An 18729-nucleotide genomic window follows, 5' to 3' on the forward strand; every position below is an offset into this window, starting at 1 on the left:
AGCGCCAAACTCCCTCTCACCGCCTCCTGGAGAACTGCCTCATGTCGAGATTGCTGACCCTCTTGAACAAGAACCTGATCCTCGCCATTCCCATCGTCATGGTGCTGGGTTTCGGGTTCGGACTTGCCTTTTCCAGTGCCTGGCTCAAGGCCCTGATCATTCCCCTGACCTTTCTCATGGTCTATCCCATGATGGTCACCCTGAAGCTGGACAAGGTGCTCGAAGGCGGTGACACCAAGGCCCAGCTCATGGCCCAGGCAATCAATTTCGGCATCATCCCCTTCGTTGCCTTCGGCCTGGGCCGCTACTTCTTCCCCGCGCAGCCCTACTACGCCATGGGCCTGCTGCTGGCGGCCCTGCTGCCCACCAGCGGCATGACCATTTCCTGGACCGGCTTTGCCGGAGGCAACCTGGGCGCCGCGGTGAAAATGACGGTACTGGGTTTGATCCTGGGTTCCCTGGCCACCCCCTTCTATGTCCAGTGGCTGATGGGCGCCACGGTGCCGGTGGAGCTCGGGGCCGTGTTCAGCCAGATCCTGTTCATCGTCTTCCTGCCCATGGTGGCGGGCCACCTGACCCGCAGCCGGCTCGTGAAGAAACACGGGCAGCAGCGCTTCCAGAAGGAATGGGCGCCCCGCTTTCCCCCCTTTTCCACCCTCGGGGTGCTGGGCATCGTCTTTGTCGCCATGGCCATGAAAGCCGGGCAATTGATGGCCCGGCCCGGGGAGCTGCTGGTGCTGCTCCTGCCCCTGCTGTGCCTCTATGGCATCAATTACCTGCTCAGCACCCTGGTGGCCAAGCTGCTGCTGCCCCGGGACGATGCCATCGCCCTGGTGTATGGCACGGTGATGCGCAACCTCTCCATCGCCCTGGCCCTGGCCATGAACGCCTTCGGCCCCGCCGGCTCCGACGCCGCCCTGGTAATCACCCTGGCCTACATCATCCAGGTGCAATCGGCGGCCTGGTACGTGAAGCTGACGGACAAAATGTTCGGGGCCAAACCCGCCCCATGAGCACAAGGGCCTGACCGGCCCTTTCTCCGTGCGCAAAGGTTTTCTGCGGCAAGATCACCCTTTCCTCAGGGCCTTGGTCCAGGCTTCCATGGCCTGGTTGGCGGGTTGCATGGGGGCTTCCATGAAGCTGATGATGAACTTCTCCCCCATGTCGGCGATACCGATGGAGCGGGGACGCACGGCCAGCATCTGGGGGTTGGGAATGGCAAAGCCGAAGCAGAAGATGATGTCGACGGCAGCCTGGATGCCTTGGGCGATTTCGCCGCCGATGCGCTGGGTATGGGCATGGTGGTCGAACACGCCGATGAAATGCACCTTGGGGTTCTCGGCGATCTTGCCCTTGTAATACTCCACCAGGGCTTCCACGGTCGGGTAGTCGGTCTCGTTCTTGCCGATCTCGGCCACGAAGATGGGATATTTTTCCTGCAACAGGCTTTGTTTCATGAAATTTCCTCGGGGAAAGGGGTGTGGAAGGGAAGCTTCATATTAGCACCTTCTAATTTATCCAGCCACGAGCCACTGCCATGGGGAGACCCCAGCAATTCTCATGCTGATCGCAAGTTGAAATACACAGGGTTTATGCCGGGGTGAAATCGGGTGAAGTGACCTTCTCGTTTGCGTGTCTCATCACCTTCTGGCTGTGCGAGGCCGCCGAGATCGAGCCGTTGATTACTGCCGCCCTCGTGGGCATATCGGGACACATGGGCAGCCGGGCGCTTTACCAATTCGAACGCTGGGCGCAGACGCGCCTTGACAACGCCACAACTTGACAACTCCACCACAAAGGAGCGGCCATGAACCCCATCGACACGATACTCGACGAGATCATCCGCCGCGAAGGCGGCTACGTGAATCACCCGGCCGACCGTGGCGGGCCGACGAACTTCGGCATCACCGCGCAGACGCTGGGGGAATGGCGAAAGCTCGGTCGACCCGCCTCCGCTGCTGAAGTGCAGGCGCTGACAAAAGACGAAGCCCGTGCCCTCTACCGACAACAGTACATCACCGGCCCAGGGTTCGAGGCCATCACGCATCCGGGTCTGCTGCACCTGCTGGTCGATACGGCGGTGCATTCCGGGCCGAAGCGGGCCAAAGCGGACCGAAGCGCGCCGTGCAGTGGCTACAGGCGGCGCTTGGCGTCACGGCTGATGGCATCATCGGCCCCAAGACCCGCGCAGCACTCGCTATCGCCGATCAAGGTGTGCTCTACAGCAAGGTGCTGGGACAGCGCTTGCGCCACCTCGGGCGGCTGATCACCCATGATCCCAAGCAGTCGGCCTTCGCCGCAGGATGGATGAACCGGATGGCGGAATTCGTGGAGGGCACCGTATGACCCCGATCCTCACTACCTTGGCGCCTGGGCTGCTTGAAGCCGGCAGCCGACTCATCGACCGACTTGTGCCAGATCCCGCCGAGCGGGAGAAAGCCAAGCTCGCGCTGCTGCAAGCCGAGGGACAACTGGCACTGCAGGAGATGCAGACCAGCCTCTCGGCGATCCTGGCTGAGGCCAACTCACAGGCCCCCTGGACCAGCCGGGCACGTCCGACGTTTCTGTACGTGATCTACGGCGTGATCCTGCTGTGCGTCATCGGCGCTGTCATCGGTATCTGGTGGCCGACGCACGTCCTCCAGGCGGCTGAGAACCTGAACAAGCTACTGGGGGCCATCCCAGAGAGCCTATGGTGGCTGTTCGGAGCCGGCTACCTGGGCTACACCGGGGCGAGGAGCTTCGACAAGTGGCGTGGGCCTGGCCGCTGATCGGCGCTGCCCGGCACGACAACCTGAGACGACGATCCCCCGATCTCACGGCCTTCACGGGGGGTGGGGTCGGGGATTTTTGCGTTTGTATTGGGGTGCGCCGGTAAAATGACAGCTTGGACAGGGGACGGATTCGTGATTTTCCGACCCCAAAAAAGACTAACCCCGGACTAACCCCGGACTAACCCCGGGTTCATCACCAGACTCATTGGAGACTGGGAGAGGAATAGCCCGGGGACTGCAGATGAAAAACAACACACCTCCGCCACCGATTGCCAGTCCCCGCTGTGCCTTGACGGCGAGGTAGAGAGGGCAATCCATGCAACGAACAGGCTCCGGCAGCCAAGCAGCACCGACCCCCTCGGGCACGCCGATCGCCTGGTCGGAGCTCGAGGCAGCCTTTGCGCCTGAGCGCTTGGCGCCTTACCTGAACCACTTGGGGGGTGACCGCGACCGGGCCGTGGCGCTCTACCTCTGGAACATCGCGCTGTGTGAGAGCCTGTATCCCTTGCTCAACCTGAGTGAAATCACGTTGCGCAATCGGTTCCATCAGGTGCTCAGCCAGCATTTCCAGCGACAGGACTGGTACGACGACGCGTGGCTGGATCAGCGGGATGCCTCCAAGGTTCTGGAGGCCAAGCAGAAGATTGCTCGTCACCGGCTGAGTCCGACCCCCGGGCGCGTGGTGGCGGAGTTGACGTTTGGGTTCTGGGCGAACACTTGGCGGCGCAGAGGCCACACAAGGGCCACGCAAGGGCCACACAAGGGCCACACAGAACCACACAGAGCCACCAAAATCCCGCGGAGCCCTACAAAGCCCCGGTCAAAGCCGAGCACCGCCCGGCGAGCATGGCCCGGCGACGAGTCTCGGGCATGACGCCGCATCGGGAAACAGGCCCCGGCTTCAGCGGTGCCGTGAATCTTGTAAAATGGCGGTCTTGAAACCATCGACGCGCCGCTGCGGGGCTTGGAAAATCGCCTTGAAAGCCTTGGGGCGGCATGGAAATTTCGCGAAATGACCTTTTTCGAGCTCAGCCTGCCATGAAACCCACCCTGAACGTCAAAGCCCAGCAGGACCGGCCGGCGGCAATCTGCACGACATCTTCACCCCACACTTGCCAGGATGCGCGGCGTATCGAGGCGGGGATACCATCGCCTCCAGCCCGCCGGAATACTGGAATGCCAGTGGCCTCCCTGGCCTCCTTGCCTGGCGCCAGCCCGCGAAGGGCTGCTGTAGACAGCGCCGCACGGACTCCCTGCCGGCATCGACCATGAACCGCTACACCCCCGTGCTGCGGGCCCTGGGCATGATCATCATGCTGTTCGGCACGACCATCCTGGCTCCCCTGATCCTGTCCAATGTGGCCAATGACGGGGCCCAGACGGTCTACGACGAAGTCTTTGCCCTGACCATGCTCTGCGGCCTGTTCCTGTGGGTGCGCTACCACAACGTCAAACGCGACCTGAAGATACGGGACGGTTTCCTGATGGTGGTGCTGGTGTGGACCATCCTGCCCGCATTCGCGGCCTTGCCTTTCATGCTGCAGCTTGGCATGAGCTTCACCGATGCCTACTTCGAAGCCATGTCCGGCCTGACAACCACCGGGGCCACGGTCGTTTCCGGGCTCGATGCCCTGCCCATGTCCATCAATCTCTGGCGCCACCTGCTGGTCTGGATCGGCGGCATGGGACTGATCGTGCTGGCCATCGCCATCCTGCCCCTGCTGGGTATCGGCGGCCGGCAGATGTTCAAGGCCGAGACGCCGGGGCCCATGAAGGACGCGAAAATGACCCCCCGGATTGCCGAAACTTCCAAGGGGTTGTGGAGCGTCTATATCCTGGTCTCGGTCGCCTGCATTCTGAGCTACCACTTTGCCGGCATGACCTGGTTCGATGCGTTCTGCCATGGCTTTTCCACCATGGGACTGGGCGGCTTTTCGACCCACGACGCGAGTTTCGGCTTCTTCAATTCCCAGGCCATCGAGAGTGTCAGCATCACCTTCATGCTCATTGCCGGGATGAATTTCGGCACCTTGTTCCTCGCCCTTCATGCCCGCTCCCTGAAACCCTACCTGCATGATCCGGAAGTCATCTGGTTCATCAGCGTCTGCCTGGTTTCGGTCGGCATGATTGCCCTCTACCTCCGGGTATCCGGGGTCTACCCGGACCTGGAAACGGCCCTGCGCCACTCGGCCTTCAACGTGATCTCGATTGCAACCACCACCGGTTACGCCAGCGTGGACTTCGCCCTCTGGCCCATGTTCGCCCCCCTGTGGATGCTCTTCCTGTGCAGCTTTGCCACCAGCGCCGGCTCCACCGGCGGGGGCATCAAGATGGCCCGGGCCATCCTGCTCTACAAGCAGGTCTACCGGGAAATCATCCTGGCCATGCACCCCAACGCGGTGTACAACGTGCGCATCGGCGGGCAGGTGGCCCCCCAGAGCGTCCTGTTCGCCGTGCTGGCCTTCGGCTTCATGTACATGGTCAGCATCGTCAGCCTGACCTTGACCCTGGTTTTTTCTGGCCTCGATGTCATCACCGCCTTCACTGCCATCGTGGCGAGCATCAACAACACCGGCCCCGGGCTGGGCGATGTGGGGCCCTCCACCACCTTTGCCGTGCTGGGCGATTTCCAGACCTGGGTCTGCACGTTTGCGATGCTGCTCGGCCGCCTGGAAATTTTCACCCTGCTGGTGGTGCTGACGCCGGCATTCTGGCGGCGCTGAATCCGGCCAGGATAGACATGGAATTTCGGCCATGGAATTTTGCTTCCGCCACGATGGCCCCATGTCACCGGAACCAGCGCCCGATTCCTGGCTGGCCATCCGCCCGACCTGGCCGGACAGATCCAGGCGCGGCAGTGATAAAATGGCGGCCCTGCGGGTAGCAGGAAACTCCAGTTCCTCCCCTCCATTCAGCGCTTGCCGCTCTCAAAGGTGCCCCCTTGGCCAAACCCAACTACCAATTCGAAAAACGCCAGCGCGACCTGGCAAAAAAGCAGAAGCAGGAAGAAAAGCGTCAGCAGAAGCTGGCCGACAAGGCCGCCGGCAGCCAGGATGCCGGGGCGGAAAATCCAGCGGAAAAGGTTCAGGACGATGCCAAACCGCCCGCCTGAGCCGGTTTCAGCCACCCGGATGGACAACAGCCCCGATCGCACGACGGGGCTTTCTTCTTATGCCGGGAAGTGCTGATGCCGGGAGGCGCGGCTTGAGCAGGGCCAAAGGTCTCGCGGGCGCAAAGGTTTCGCGGGTGCTCAACCGGCTTCAATCCTTGCGCTTGCGGGCGGGCAAGGGCTTGCGCTGACGCTGGCCGGGGCGCTTCTGGTTGCGCTCCTCCAGCTTCGGCTTGGGCACCAGCAGGTTCTTGCCGGCACCCCGTGCAGCCGCCCGGTGCGCATGGATGGCGGCACTGAACTGCTCGGCCAGCATCACGACCGGGGCGGATTCGCCCTTGGCCCGGTAGGCATACAGACGTTCGGTGATCACCTGCAGATGCTCGCTCAGTCCGGATTTCCTGGGCAGGTCCTCCACGATCAACTGGGCCGCGGGCGTCAGGGAAAAACCGCCTTCCACCTCGACCAGCAGGCCGGCCGTGCCCAGACGGGCAAAAGACTCGACCAGCTTGTTGACGGCAGGAACGGAACCCTGGACCAGATCGGCGGCCGCCATGATCTCGACCAGATCAGCAGGCCGCCGCTTCGAGGCCAGCAGGGTGGCCATGAGCAGGAGAGCATCAACATCGTGGATCGTTTGCATTGAAAACCCTTTGAAAACCCTTTGAAAACCCTGGAAACCCTTGGAAACCATGGGGAAACCCTTGGGAACAAGTGCCGGCCCAAAGCCGGCACAGCAAAAAAACAGCGTCCGGCAGTGGGTCAGCCCACCTGGCTGACGCGCGCCGAGTCCGGCGCGGCTGGAAGTGTAATGGCTAAAAGGGGAAACCACGCTCCGGAATGCGGCCCCTGCGTGTTCAAAGGCCGGCGGCCTCGCCAAAAACCCGCTCGCACTCGGCCATGATGGCAGGCCCGATTTCGGACGGGTAATTGGGGTCCAGGGACTCGGTCAATTCATGGGCAATATACAAGCCCGCCTCCCGCGAAACCGTGCAGGAAATCTGCCGGGCCACCTGTTCGCTCAGATCAGAAAGCTGACGCCGCTCGGCCAGGGGAAAAACCCGCTTGGAGCGGGACAACCAATCCGCCGCCAGCGTAGCCCCCTGCCCCTGGGTCAGCCACTGGCCGTGTTCGTAATGGATCGTCAGGCGCTCGGCCACCAGGGCAAAAATCAGCGCGATCCGCAGGCCCCGCTCCGTGGTGGAGGGAGGCTGAAACTTCTCCCGGCTCATGGGGTCCTCATGGGGTCTTTGTCAGGGGGTCTTGGTGATGACCGTTCAAAAATCGCAACGGGTCCGGATCATACGCCGGGATGGCGGGCCCCTGGCATCAAAACGTCGCATGGGCCCAGGAAATTTTTACGGAACCCGCACCGGATGAGGTATAAATTGCAGACTTGAAAATAAACAGGAGTACACAAGCAATGCACAAAATCAAGATCGCCATCACCGCCCTGACAGCAGGCGCCTTCGGGCTCAGCGGCTGTAGCAACATGACCGAAACCCAGCGTGACACCAGCACCGGCGCGGCCGTGGGGGCCGTGGCCGGAGCGCTGCTGGGCACCGCCACCGCCGGCAAGAACAAGGGCAAGAGCGCCGCCACCGGCGCCGCCCTCGGGGCTGCGATCGGGGCCGGCAGCGGTTACCTGTGGTCGCGCCACATGCAGGAACAAAAAGCGGCCATGGAACAGGCCACTCAGGGCACAGGCGTGAGCGTCAGCCAGACGGCCGACAATCAGCTCAAGCTCGACATCCCCAGCGACATCTCGTTCGACTCGGGGCGTTATGACATCAAACCCAATCTGCGCCCGATCCTCGACCGCTTTGCCAGCACCTTGAATCAGAATCCGGTCACCATGGTGACCATCATCGGCCATACGGACAGCTCCGGCTCCGATGCCGTCAACAATCCTCTCTCGGTGAATCGTGCCAGCGCTACCCGGGATTATCTGGTGGCCCGCGGTGTGGCCATGCACCGGATCAGCATCGATGGACGCGGCTCCCGCGAGCCGGTTGCGGACAACAACACGCCTGCCGGCCGGGCGAAGAACCGGCGCGTCGAAATCTTCGTCGCAGAACCGCAAATCTGAACGATTCAAGCTTTGGCGGCAGGCCGCCACCAGCCATGCAGCTGGCCGTGGCCTGCCGCCGGGGCTGCCGGGGCCGGGGCCGGGGCTGGTAAACTCGCCACCCGGCCCGCCCTTGCTCCCCTGCCATGTCCACCGCCCCCGTAAATTGCCCGCCCCGCGTCCTGGCGCTGATCCCGCCCATGACGCAGCTCAACACCCCCTACCCCTCCACCGCCTATTTGACCGGCTTTCTGCGCTCCCAAGGGGTGGTGGCGATGCAGGCGGACATCGCCCTGGAACTGGTGCTGGAACTCTTTTCCCCCGCCGGCCTGGACGCCCTCCGAAGCGGCATCGAAGCCCTGCCAAAGAAAAAACGCTCGCCCCTGGCGGCCGGCTTCCTCGAACACTTTTCCCTCTACCGAAGCCGCATCGGCCCAACGCTTGCCTTTCTCCAGGGACGCGACCCGTCGCTGGCGCTGCGCATCGCCAGCCGGACCTTCCTCCCCGAAGGGCCTCGCTTCGATAGCCTCGATGCCTATGTCGCCGAGGCCGGCGAAGATCCCCTGGCCTGGGCCTTCGGCGCCCTGGGCATCCAGGACCGGGCCCGGCACCTCGCCACCCTGTTCCTCGATGACCTCGCCGATCTGTTGCGGGAAGTGGCCGACCCCCGCTTCGAATTCGTCCGCTACGCCGAGTCCCTGGCCCAGAGCCAGCCCAGCTTCGACCCCCTGGCCCAGGCCCTGGCCGCGCCCCCCACCCTGGTCGACACTACGCTCGAACGCCTCAGCCTCGCCGCCATCGAACGCCACGCCCCCACCCTGGTGCTCCTTTCCACTCCCTTCCCCGGCACGGTCTATGGCGCCTTCCGCATGGCCCATGCGATCCGGGCCCGGCACCCGGAACTGACCCTGGTGCTGGGCGGCGGCTATGTCAACACCGAGTTGCGCGAACTGGCCGAGGCGCGGGTCTTCGACTTCTTCGACTACGTCTGCCTGGACGACGGGGAACGGCCCCTCCTTGCCCTGCTCGAACACCTGCAAGGGCTGCGGCCCCGGGAAAGACTGGTGCGCACCTTCACCCGGATCGCGGGCCAGGTGCGCTACTTCGCTGGCGACGAGCCGGACATCCCCTTTGCCGAAGTCGGCACCCCGACCTGGGACGGCTTGCCCCTGGACCGTTACCTCTCGGTGCTCGACATGCTCAATCCCATGCACCGGCTCTGGTCGGACGGGCGCTGGAACAAGCTCACCGTAGCCCACGGCTGCTACTGGAAGAAATGCAGCTTTTGCGACGTGAGCCTCGACTACATCGGCCGCTACGACACGGCCAGCGCCGCCCTTCTGGTCGAGCGCATGGAGGCCATCATCGCCGAGACCCATCAGACCGGCTTTCACTTCGTCGACGAGGCGGCGCCCCCCAAGGCCTTGAGGGCCCTGGCCGAGGAAATCCTGCGGCGCAAGTTGGTCGTCTCCTGGTGGGGCAACATCCGCTTTGAAAAATCCTTTACCCCGGAACTCTGCGAACTTCTGGCGGAAAGCGGCTGCATCGCCATCTCCGGCGGCCTCGAAGTGGCCTCGGACCGGCTCTTGCGGCGGATGCAAAAAGGCGTATCGGTAGAACAAGTGGCCCGCGTCACCCACGCCTTCTCCGAAGCGGGCATCCTGGTCCATGCCTACCTGATGTATGGCTTTCCCACCCAGACCGTGCAGGACACGGTCGATGCCCTCGAATATGTGCGCCAACTGTTCCAGGAAGGCTGCATCCAGTCCGGCTTCTTCCACCGCTTCACTTGCACCGTGCATTCCCCCGTCGGCATGGATCCAGCCGCCTACGGCATCACCCTGAAGCCCCTGCCGCCGGGAAAATTCGCCAGAAACGACGTCCCGTTCAGCGACCCCACCGGGGTGGATCACGGCCTCCTGGGCCAGGGCCTCAACAAGGCCCTCTACAACTACATGCACGGCATCGGCCTGGACGAGGACGTGCGCGCCTGGTTCGACACCCGGGTCCCCAAACCCACGGTCGGCAAACACCGGATCGCCCGAGCCTTGCAGACTTCCTGTCAGGCATGATTCCGGTCAGGCCCATTGCCAGGCAACCGCGGCAGGTGGCCATGGTGGAGTCCACCGAGTCATCCTGCCGCCTGGAGGGCGTTCAAGGGCCACCGTTCAAGGGCCACCGTTCAAGGCCTGCATCAAGGCCACGCCAACTTCGCCTGGCGGCAGCACATGCTCCATCACCTCGCCCCGGCGGGCAGCATGGCGCTGCTGTTGGCCAATGGCTCGATGAGCAGCAACACCAACAATGAAGGCGAAATCCGCAAGAAACCGATCGAGGACGACTATGTGGAATGCATGGTCGCACTACGTGGGCGCGGAAGAACAGGCCGACGATGGCGAAGCCTTTGCCGACAAGATGGCGCGGCTGACGGCGCAACTGGCGGAACAGTTTGCCGAGAGCATTTCTCAGCGCCAGTTTTATCTTCGTTGCAATACGGACCGCATTCTCCCGGAATTCACCACCTACTACTTCAAGACTCCAGAGGGCCAGCACAGGCTACTTGCCAATGCCAACCAGGTTGGCGTGCCATCTATCGCACGACCGTCCTCCTACCTCAAGACAATTGAGGTCCCCGCGCCCTCCATCGAGGAACAAAGTCGCAGCGCGGCATGCCGTTTCACCAGCGGGCCAGGCGCACGCTCAAGGAACATCGGGTGCAGGGCTACACCCTCAACCAGCGCCGCTTGCAGGAGCCCGGCATCGAGTTTGAGCAGGCGCTGGCGCTGCTGGTGGCGGGAAGCCAGCCGGATCACAAGGAACTGACGGTGCGCTTGATCGAGCAGTTCATATTGCCGCGGGACACCGCACAGAAGGAGCCCGAATGACTCAAATTCAAAAAATCACCGTCAAAGGCTACAAATCCATCGAGGCGCTTGAAAATTTCGAGTTGCGGTCTTTGAACGTGCTGATCGGCGCCAATGGTGCGGGCAAGAGCAATTTCATCGGCCTGTTCAACTTTCTGCACGCGATGTACGAGCAGCAATTGCAGATTTACGTGCAAAAGCAAGGCGGCATCGATGCCTTTTTGCATTTTGGCCGCAAAGTCACGCCCAGAATGGAAATGGCTTTTTGGTTTCCTGAACGGGTGGAGCGAGGGCGCATTACTTTGATGGCTGAAGAGTTGGCTGCATCCATCGCCAGGAACAAGGTAGTGGATTGGAAAACGCGTGAAGCGGTGCAGGCACGGTTGCGCAACATTGTGCGGGTGGTCTTGCGTAAATACGGTTATCCCCAGGCAATTCGGGAACAGATAGCAGAGCAAGTGTTGAACTTGGCCAAGCTGACTGACGAGGAAGGTGTCTACGCTTGAAACCCCTCGAGCCCTGGTGCTCTTTCGCCGACCAGTTGCAGCAACTGCGGGACCGTGGCCTGCAGGTGGACAACTCCATCGCGGCGCTCGATTACCTGGAGCGCCTGGGGTACTACCGCCTGAGTGGCTACTGGTATCCCCTGCGCGCCATTGATCCGGTGGCGTCCATGGCACAGGGCAAGGCGGTGCGGCTGGACAGCTTTGCGCCGGGCTGCCGTTTTGAAGACGTGGTGCGCCTGCATGTGTTCGACAAGAAGCTGCGGCTGCTGGCCCTGGATGCGCTGGAGCGCATCGAAATGGCGGTGCGCGTGGATGTGGCGCATTTGCTGGGCCAACGCGACCCGCGCGCCCATGAGAACCCTGCGTGCCTGCACGGCAACTTCACCAAAAAGATGATCACCAAGGGGCCGGACGCGGGCAAGACGCAGCACCAAGTCTGGCTGGCCAAGTACCGTTCCCTGCTCCACCGGGCGCGCAAGGAGCCCTTTGTGGTACACCATCAGCAGCAATACGGGGCCTTGCCGATCTGGGCCGCCATTGAAGTGTGGGACTTCGGCCTGCTGTCCAAGTTGTTCGCCGGTATGCAGTACGCTGATCAGGAGACGATTGCCGCCCTGTACGGCGCAGCATCGAGCCAGGCATTCGCGCAATGGCTGCGCAGTTTGAACTTCATCCGCAATGTGTCGGCGCACCACAGCCGACTGTGGAATATCAACGTGCTGGAGCTGTCCTCTGTTCCTGCAGGTTGGCCCGCCGCCCTGAACAGGGCGAAGCCGTTTTTCTACTTCTGCCTGATGCAGCAGTTGCTGCGCGTGATCTGCCCGAATTCGAGCTAGGGGCTACGCTTCAAGAAGCTACTGGCAGATGAATTCCCGGTGGTGGACAACCAGATCATTTCACTGTTGGAACTGAGGGCGTTTCCGGGTTGGGAGGGGTGGGCGCTATGGCCGCAGCCGTGATGGGCCAGGTGGGCCAGGTGGGCCACAAATGAAAACCGACGCGTACACAGAGAGTGCAGAGGCGTCGGTCGTATTACTGGCGATGATAGGGCCGACGCCGGCCATGGTCAAGCCAAGGCGGCTGCCACGAGGGCGGAAGTAGAAGGAGAATCGCCATGATGAACGAACAACAACTCGAAGACCTGTGCAGTGGACTACATCGGCATCGCCAACGAACTGAAGGCCGCGCTCAAGACCTACACCGAAGCCAAGGCAAGGGCGACCCACGCACAACGCTACCGAAGCGCGGGCCGTGTTGCTCGAAAAGATGGACATCGTGCGCGGCATGATGCACGGCTGCGACTACAGCGGCCTTGAAACCGAGGCGGTGAGGTGGCGGTGAGGTGGCGGTGGGGTGGCGGCGGGGTGGCGGTGGGGCTTTCTGCCGCTTTTCGCTTTTTCGTCATTGGCGGGTGGCTTTCGCCGCCAGGCGCATCCGGAATGAGCGTTAGGAACTTTGGCAAAGCGTTACTATAATGAGAACACTTCTCATGTAAACCGTTTACCGGACGCTTTGCCCATGTCGCCACAAACCCTCGCCGTTCCCCTGCAAGGCCCGATGTTGCGCGGTCCGCGCCGCCCGCGTGTGGCCCTGGTCGGCCATGCCGGCGCCGGCAAGAGCGCCATTTTCGACGCCGTTTCCAGCACCGTGGTGGGCCACGAACACCTGGCCGGGGAAGGGCCGGCCTATCAGGAGTGCCTGGTGGAAGTGGGCCTCGACCAGATCTCCCTGGTGGACCTGCCGCCCATCGGCAGCTTTCACGATCTCGATGATGCCCAGCGCGTCGTCCTCAAGTACCTGCTCTGGGGCGACTGCTGGCCTGCCATCGCGCGCCATGAATCGGCCCAGCCCGGCAGCGCCTTCCGCGCCCCCGAGGTGCTGATCCACGTCGTCGACGCCACCCGCCTCGAACGCGACCTGGAACTCTCCCTCGAACTTTCCCTGCTCGGCCGCCCCCTGGTGGTGGCCCTGAACCGCATGGACGAGGCCCGCGCCAAGGGCATCCACATCAACGTACAGGCGCTGGCCGAACGCCTCGGCAGCCCGGTGGTGCCCACCATCGCCCTGATGGGCATGGGCCTCACCCCCCTCTTTGCCGAAGTCGTGCGCATGGCGCGGGAGAAGGTCTGCCCGCTGCCGCAGCCGCCGAGTCACCATATCGCCGAGAGCCTGGCGCCGCTCAATGTCGTGCTCGGCGAGCCTGCCATCGATGAGGCGTTCCGGGTGCCGCGCCCGTTGCTGCTGATGCAGCTGGCGGAAAACGACCCTTATTTCCGCGATGAACTGGCGACCCATTTTCCGGCCCTGATGCCGGCGGTGGACGCCGCCCGGCGTCAGGCCGAAGCTTCGTTGCCGCGCGCCCTGGCAGAAGAGGTTCACGCCGACCGCCACCACCGCGCCGCGCAACTGGTGGAGAGCGTTACCCGCTCCGTCCGTCATCTGGGCGGCCCGGGCGGCGAGTCCTGGCGGCGCTGGCTCGACGAGGTGTTTTTGCATCCGCGCTGGGGCCTGCTCGGCAGCCTCGCCGTGTTCGCCCTGGTGCTGTTCATGGTGTTCGAGGTCAGCGCCGTTCTCGACAGCCTGACCTCGGCGCGCCTCGCCACCTGGGTCGGCGAGTGGCAGCCGGACAGCACCACCGGCATCATTGGCCGCGCCGTGGCCGATGGCCTGGTCGGCCTGATCGGCATCGTCGTGCCCTACATGCTGCCCCTGGTGATCCTGCTGGTGGCCCTGGAAGAGTCGGGCATCATGCACCGGGTCGCCTTCGTGGCGGATCGCGGTTTCCACCATCTCGGCCTCCATGGCGGCGTCGCCGCGCCCTTCCTGATCGGCCTCGGCTGCAACGTGCCGGCGCTCTCGGCAGTGGCTGCCTCGACGCAGGGCCGCGACCGCGTCGCCGCCTCGATCCTGATCGCCTTCGTGCCCTGCTCGGCGCGCTCCGCCATCATCCTCGCCCTCGGCGGCAAGTACCTGGGCGGCCTCGGCGTGTTTGCCATTTTCATCCTCACCCTGCTGGTGATCGCCGTCGCCGGCCACCTGCTCTCGCGCCGTTACACCCGGAGCGGGCCGGGCCTGATCCAGGAAATCCCCGACTACACCCTGCCCCGATGGCGGCCGGTGCTGACCAAGACCTGGAAGCAGACCCGCGACATTCTCACCATCGTCACCCCCTTGCTGATAGCGGGCAGCGTGGTGATGGCCCTGCTCGTCCACTACGGCGCCGACACCCTCATCAACTGGACGCTGACGCCGGTGACCGTCTGGTGGCTGGGCCTGCCGGTCGCGCTCGGCGTGCCGATCCTGTTCGGCGTGTTGCGCAAGGAACTGTCGCTGCTGATGGTGTTTCAGGCCCTCGGCACCCAGGAAATCGGCACCCTGCTGACGACGACGCAGATCGTCACCTTCCTCGTCTTCCTCACCTTCTACGTGCCCTGCGTTTCCACCTTCGCCGTGATGCTGCGAACCCTCGGCCGCCGCGAGGCTTTCTTCGCCGTCGGCATTTCGGTAGCGGCGGCGCTGACGGTCAGCGCTCTGGTGCGGCTGCCGCTGGAGTTGTTTGACCGGCTGGTTTAAGCCGACAGGCTCAGCCGCAGTGGCCGGCGGCGGTATTGAACTTCAAGGGCATGGCGAATTTGCCACTGTTTGAAGCCAGCCGCGACCGACTGAAACCACCGGCAGATGATCCGCCGCCATGGTGGGTTTTTTTGGCCCAGGTGAAAGCCTCCCCCGCCGCCGCCGCCCCGCACCGACCCGGCGGGGTGGCCGGGATGGCCCGCCAAAGGGGCAATAGGGGGCCAATGAAAACCAGGCCGGGGAAAATCCCTCAAAAAACCGCTCTAACTCATCGATTCCATTGGTGCCCCCGGTCGGAATCGAACCAACGCCTGATGATTACAAGTCAACTGCACGACCTTCATGCTACGGGGGCGGGTGCTGCAGGGGCGGGATTATACCCTTGCCACGCCCCTGATTGATAGACATACTGCCTGGATAATCCGACCTGACACTGTCAAGCCCATGGCCGCCCCCAGCAACCCTACTGATATTGCACGCGAAGCGTTCCGGCAGCTGGCTGTCCGACGCGTTCCGCCCACGCCTGAAAATTACCGGCTCCTCTACGCAGAAGTTGCAGGCCGCCCCGCGGAGCTGGAAGACTTTCCTGAAAAACCCCTGAAACAACTCGTCAGCGAAATCATCCGCATCGCCCCGGAACAACAACGCCTGGGACGGGAGCTCGATGAAGCCATCCAGCACAAGGATTGGGCCCGCTTGCGCCAGGCGATCACCGACCCTATCCGCCAGCTCTCGGAAATCCAGCAACTGGCTTGGTCGACCTTGATCGGCAATCTGTTACGGCAATGGGAGGCCAAGTCGGCCAACCTTACCACCGCCAAGAAACGCGAAGCCCTGGAGCATGTGCTCAACAGCTCCGGCAGCAATACCCGCACCCTGTTCGTCCGCCTGGAAAACCTGCTGCGCGCCTGGTCCCAAGGCAGCGCCGGGGAAGATATCGTGCTGACGGAAGAAGCCCTCCCGCCGCCGCCCCTTGCCGTTCCCGACACCCCCGTTCCCGACACCCCCGCGCCAGCCGGCAGCCACGCGGAGCTGCTCCAGGAATGCCGGGAATTGTTTGCCTACACCCTGGAAAGCTGCATCGCCCCGATGCTGGCCGAGCAACCCAGGCTGCAACAAGACGCCACGGCACTGGCCCAGAAGATACGCAAGGTCGTCACCCTCAAGCAGCTGCAAGAAATTCAAGGCCACCTCAAGCGCTTTGCTTTCCAGATCGAACTGCAGATAGAAGACCAGAACGAATTGCGCGGCAGCCTGATCAAGCTGTTGCGTCTGGTCGTGGAAAACATGAGCGAGCTGGTATTGGACGACAAATGGGTCCATGGCCAGATAGAAGTCGTCCGTCAGATCATCGACAGCCCCCTCTCCCAACGCGCCATTGACGATGCCGAGCAACGGCTCAAGGAAATCATCTTCAAGCAAGGCCAGCTCAAGTTGAGCCTGCAAGAAGCCAAGGATGCCCTGAAGCACATGCTCACCGGTTTTGTGGACCACCTCGCCGACTTTGCCGGTGCCACCTCCGAATATCACGACAAAATCGAAAAATATGCAGTCAGGATCAGTTCTGCCGACAACATCGCCGACTTTGAAGCCGTGCTGGCGGAAGTCATGCGGGAAACCCGCAACATCCAGATCAACGCCCTGCGCTCCCGGGACGAATTGCAGCAAACCCAGCAGAAGGTCAAGGAGGCCGAAGCCCGGATCCGCACCCTGGAACGGGAACTCGAAGTCACCAGCCACCTGATCCACCACGACCAGCTCACCGGCGTTCTCAACCGGCGCGGCCTGGAAGAGATCTGCGACAAGGAAATTGCCCGGGCCGCCCGGCACCAATCGCCCCTCTGTCTTGCCATGCTGGACATCGACAACTTCAAGAAACTCAATGACAGCCTCGGTCACGATGCCGGTGACCAGGCCCTGATCCACCTCTCCAGCGTCATCCGTTCCACGCTGCGCCCTCAGGACACCGCCGCCCGTTTCGGCGGCGAAGAATTCGTCATCATCTTCCCCGACACCAATCTGGAGCAGGCCACCATCGCCATGACCCGGGTGCAGCGGGAACTGACGCGACGCTTCTTCATGCACGACAACCAGAAAATCCTGATCACCTTCAGTGCCGGCGTCACTCAGTTACACCCCGACGATACACAAGGCAGCATGATAAAACGCGCCGACGAAGCCATGTACCAGGCCAAGCAATCAGGCAAAAACAAGGTGGTCGCAGAAAAATAGCGCCGCCCTCAGCCGCAGCGAGCAGGCCGATAGAAAATCACGCCGGAAAATTTTTTACCCGGCGCCATAAAAGTACGCGGATGGCGGCCATGCCACCTTTTGCCGGTGGCCGGCCCGGACAGGACTAAAACCTCAAGCGCGAATAGCCGATCCCGCCGCCCTTTTCCACTCGTATCTGCGCCGGAATGCGTTCCTTCATGCCTTCGACGTGGCTGATGACGCCGATCATCTTGCCGCTGGCGTTGAGCGTATCCAGGGCATCGAGGGCGATTTCCAGGGTATCGGCATCCAGGGTGCCGAAACCTTCGTCAAGGAACAGCGAGTCGATCGAGGTCTTGTGGCTGACCAGATCGGAGAGCGCCAGGGCCAGGGCCAGGCTGACCAGGAAGCTTTCGCCGCCGGAAAGGGTGCGGGTGTCGCGGGCGACTTCGCCCTGCCAGCTATCGACGATGTCCAGCTCCAGTTCGCCGCTCGTCTTGCGGCGCAGCAGGTAGCGGCCGTGCAGGCGGGCGAGGTGGCCGTTGGCGAGGTGCAGCAGGTGGTCGAGGGTCAGGCCCTGGGCGAATTTGCGGAACTTGTCGCCCTTGGCCGAACCGATCAGGCTGTCCAGGCGTTGCCAGATGTCGCTCTCGGTGGTTTGCGCGGCGATCTGGGCGAACAGCGCCTGCCGGCTTTGGCGCGCCTGTTCGTCGCGGGTGAGCAAGGCACGCTGGGCGCCGAGTTGTTCGCTGAGCTGGCGGCGCCGGGTTTCGAGTTGGGCGAGGCAGGTGTCGAGTTCGGGCAGCGGCGGGATCGGCGTTGCGACCGAGTCGCGCGGCGGAGGCGTGCTTTGCAGGCACCGCATCTTGTCGGCGGCGGCCTTGAGGACGGCGGCGGCCTGCTGCCTGGCGAGTTGCCGGGCTTCCTTGAGTTGCAGCAGGCGCTGGCGTTCTTCGGCCGGCAGCAGCGCGGCACGGTAGGCGGCAAGATCGGTAAAGGGGCTGGCGGCGAGGGCGGTCTGCCAGACGGTCGCGGCCTCGGCAAGGGCGCGTTGCTGTTGGGCGAGATTGGTTTCGAGCTGGGTCTGGCGGCCCTGCTGGGCGGCGAGTTGCTGGGTCAGGTCGGCAATGCGCTCGGCGCAGCGGGCAAGGGCGGCGGCCGGGTCGTCGGTGGCCGGCAGGTCCATGGCCGACGGCGTTTCCGGGAAAGCTTTCCGGCGCTCCGCCCACTGTAACGCCTGGAGTTGTGCGGCGTCACAGCGCCCCTGCTGCTGGATGAGGAGAGCGGCCAGTGCCTGCCGGCGTTGCTGCGTTTGCTGCCAATGCTGCCACTCACGCTCGCGTTCCTTGAGCCAGGTGGCGGGATCGGTGGGGATTTCGTTCAGGGTTTCAAGCAGCCGGGCATCGAGTTCGGCCTGCTCCTGGACGATGGCTTGCAGGGTCCTGGCGGATTCGGCCTGGCGGACCTGGCCGGTTTGCAGCGTCTGTTGCAACAGCTGTTGCTGGTTACTGGCATTGAGCAGCGCCTGGGCGGCCTCGGCGGCGGTCTTGCGGGCGGCGTTGAGCGCTTGTTCGCCCTGCTCGGCGGCCTGCATCCGCGCCGCGAGCCGGGTTTGCGCCTGTTC

18 protein-coding genes, 1 tRNA gene and 1 pseudogene are annotated in these 18729 nt (G+C 63.2%); 15 read left to right on the forward strand and 5 right to left on the reverse strand.

Going from position 1 to position 18729, the window contains the following annotated elements; genetic code table 11:
• Window positions 1-41 precede the first annotated feature (41 nt).
• On the forward strand, window positions 42-1013 hold the full coding sequence (locus WBH99_RS07095; RefSeq protein ID WP_424219412.1) for an arsenic resistance protein: 972 nt from the start codon (window positions 42-44) through the stop codon (window positions 1011-1013).
• Window positions 1014-1067: 54 nt separating this feature from the next.
• On the opposite strand, the gene WBH99_RS07100 is transcribed toward WBH99_RS07095, so the two are convergent.
• The gene (locus WBH99_RS07100) at window positions 1068-1457 is read right to left on the reverse strand and encodes a DUF6858 family protein (RefSeq protein WP_424219413.1); all 390 of its coding nucleotides are present in this window, start codon (window positions 1455-1457) and stop codon (window positions 1068-1070) included.
• Between the two features lie 143 nt (window positions 1458-1600).
• Here WBH99_RS07100 and WBH99_RS07105 point away from each other — a divergent pair, with 143 nt between their 5' ends.
• From WBH99_RS07105 to WBH99_RS07130, 6 genes and pseudogenes are all read left to right on the forward strand, one after another.
• Complete coding sequence (locus tag WBH99_RS07105; RefSeq protein ID WP_424219414.1) at window positions 1601-1783, forward strand: phage holin family protein; 183 nt, start codon at window positions 1601-1603, stop codon at window positions 1781-1783.
• A gap of 24 nt (window positions 1784-1807) precedes the next feature.
• Window positions 1808-2032, forward strand: a pseudogene (locus WBH99_RS07110) (glycosyl hydrolase 108 family protein); the annotation flags it as partial.
• A gap of 92 nt (window positions 2033-2124) precedes the next feature.
• Complete coding sequence (locus WBH99_RS07115; RefSeq protein ID WP_424219415.1) at window positions 2125-2346, forward strand: putative peptidoglycan-binding domain-containing protein; 222 nt, start codon at window positions 2125-2127, stop codon at window positions 2344-2346.
• Window positions 2343-2771, forward strand: coding sequence for a 3TM-type holin (locus WBH99_RS07120; RefSeq protein WP_424219416.1), 429 nt, complete (start codon window positions 2343-2345; stop codon window positions 2769-2771). The genes WBH99_RS07115 and WBH99_RS07120 overlap by 4 nt, the downstream gene beginning before the upstream one ends.
• 1271 nt (window positions 2772-4042) lie before the next feature.
• Complete coding sequence (locus tag WBH99_RS07125) at window positions 4043-5497, forward strand: TrkH family potassium uptake protein (protein WP_424219417.1); 1455 nt, start codon at window positions 4043-4045, stop codon at window positions 5495-5497.
• A 218-nt stretch (window positions 5498-5715) separates the two neighbouring features.
• The gene (locus WBH99_RS07130) at window positions 5716-5886 is read left to right on the forward strand and encodes a hypothetical protein (protein WP_424219418.1); all 171 of its coding nucleotides are present in this window, start codon (window positions 5716-5718) and stop codon (window positions 5884-5886) included.
• A 148-nt stretch (window positions 5887-6034) separates the two neighbouring features.
• Here WBH99_RS07130 and WBH99_RS07135 read toward each other — a convergent pair whose 3' ends face one another.
• Both WBH99_RS07135 and WBH99_RS07140 read right to left on the reverse strand, forming a co-directional pair.
• On the reverse strand, window positions 6035-6526 hold the full coding sequence (locus tag WBH99_RS07135; protein ID WP_424219419.1) for a hypothetical protein: 492 nt from the start codon (window positions 6524-6526) through the stop codon (window positions 6035-6037).
• Between the two features lie 214 nt (window positions 6527-6740).
• Window positions 6741-7115: a hypothetical protein gene (locus tag WBH99_RS07140; protein WP_424219420.1), complete on the reverse strand. Its 375-nt coding sequence runs from the start codon at window positions 7113-7115 to the stop codon at window positions 6741-6743.
• 191 nt (window positions 7116-7306) lie between these two features.
• Between WBH99_RS07140 and WBH99_RS07145 the strand changes: the two genes are divergently transcribed.
• The 7 genes from WBH99_RS07145 (at window position 7307) to WBH99_RS07175 (ending at window position 14894) form a co-directional block, all read left to right on the forward strand.
• A complete protein-coding gene (locus WBH99_RS07145; RefSeq protein WP_424219421.1) occupies window positions 7307-7972 on the forward strand; it encodes an OmpA family protein in 666 nt (221 codons plus the stop codon).
• Window positions 7973-8097: 125 nt separating this feature from the next.
• On the forward strand, window positions 8098-10023 hold the full coding sequence (locus WBH99_RS07150) for a B12-binding domain-containing radical SAM protein (protein WP_424219422.1): 1926 nt from the start codon (window positions 8098-8100) through the stop codon (window positions 10021-10023).
• A 15-nt stretch (window positions 10024-10038) separates the two neighbouring features.
• Window positions 10039-10578, forward strand: a complete 540-nt coding sequence (locus WBH99_RS07155; RefSeq protein WP_424219423.1) for an N-6 DNA methylase — start codon at window positions 10039-10041, stop codon at window positions 10576-10578.
• 42 nt (window positions 10579-10620) lie between these two features.
• Entirely contained in the window at window positions 10621-10836 is a 216-nt protein-coding gene (locus WBH99_RS07160; protein WP_424219424.1) for a hypothetical protein, read from the forward strand.
• Window positions 10833-11321, forward strand: coding sequence for a type I restriction enzyme endonuclease domain-containing protein (locus WBH99_RS07165; protein WP_424219425.1), 489 nt, complete (start codon window positions 10833-10835; stop codon window positions 11319-11321). The genes WBH99_RS07160 and WBH99_RS07165 overlap by 4 nt, the downstream gene beginning before the upstream one ends.
• Entirely contained in the window at window positions 11318-12157 is an 840-nt protein-coding gene (locus WBH99_RS07170; RefSeq protein WP_424219426.1) for an Abi family protein, read from the forward strand. Before WBH99_RS07165 ends, WBH99_RS07170 begins: the two co-directional genes overlap by 4 nt.
• Window positions 12158-12839: 682 nt before the next feature.
• Entirely contained in the window at window positions 12840-14894 is a 2055-nt protein-coding gene (locus tag WBH99_RS07175) for a FeoB small GTPase domain-containing protein (RefSeq protein WP_424219427.1), read from the forward strand.
• Between the two features lie 281 nt (window positions 14895-15175).
• Here the strand turns inward: WBH99_RS07175 and WBH99_RS07180 are convergent.
• A tRNA-Thr gene (locus WBH99_RS07180) sits at window positions 15176-15249 on the reverse strand.
• Between the two features lie 89 nt (window positions 15250-15338).
• On the opposite strand from WBH99_RS07180, the gene WBH99_RS07185 reads away from it, so the two are divergent.
• Window positions 15339-17126, forward strand: a complete 1788-nt coding sequence (locus WBH99_RS07185) for a diguanylate cyclase (protein WP_424219428.1) — start codon at window positions 15339-15341, stop codon at window positions 17124-17126.
• A gap of 124 nt (window positions 17127-17250) precedes the next feature.
• Here WBH99_RS07185 and WBH99_RS07190 read toward each other — a convergent pair.
• Window positions 17251-18729: SbcC/MukB-like Walker B domain-containing protein (locus WBH99_RS07190; RefSeq protein WP_424219429.1), on the reverse strand; the 1479-nt coding region annotated here is incomplete at its 5' end.

It is taken from the genome of Azovibrio sp. (assembly GCF_049658005.1).
GTDB lineage: Bacteria > Pseudomonadota > Gammaproteobacteria > Burkholderiales > Rhodocyclaceae > Azovibrio.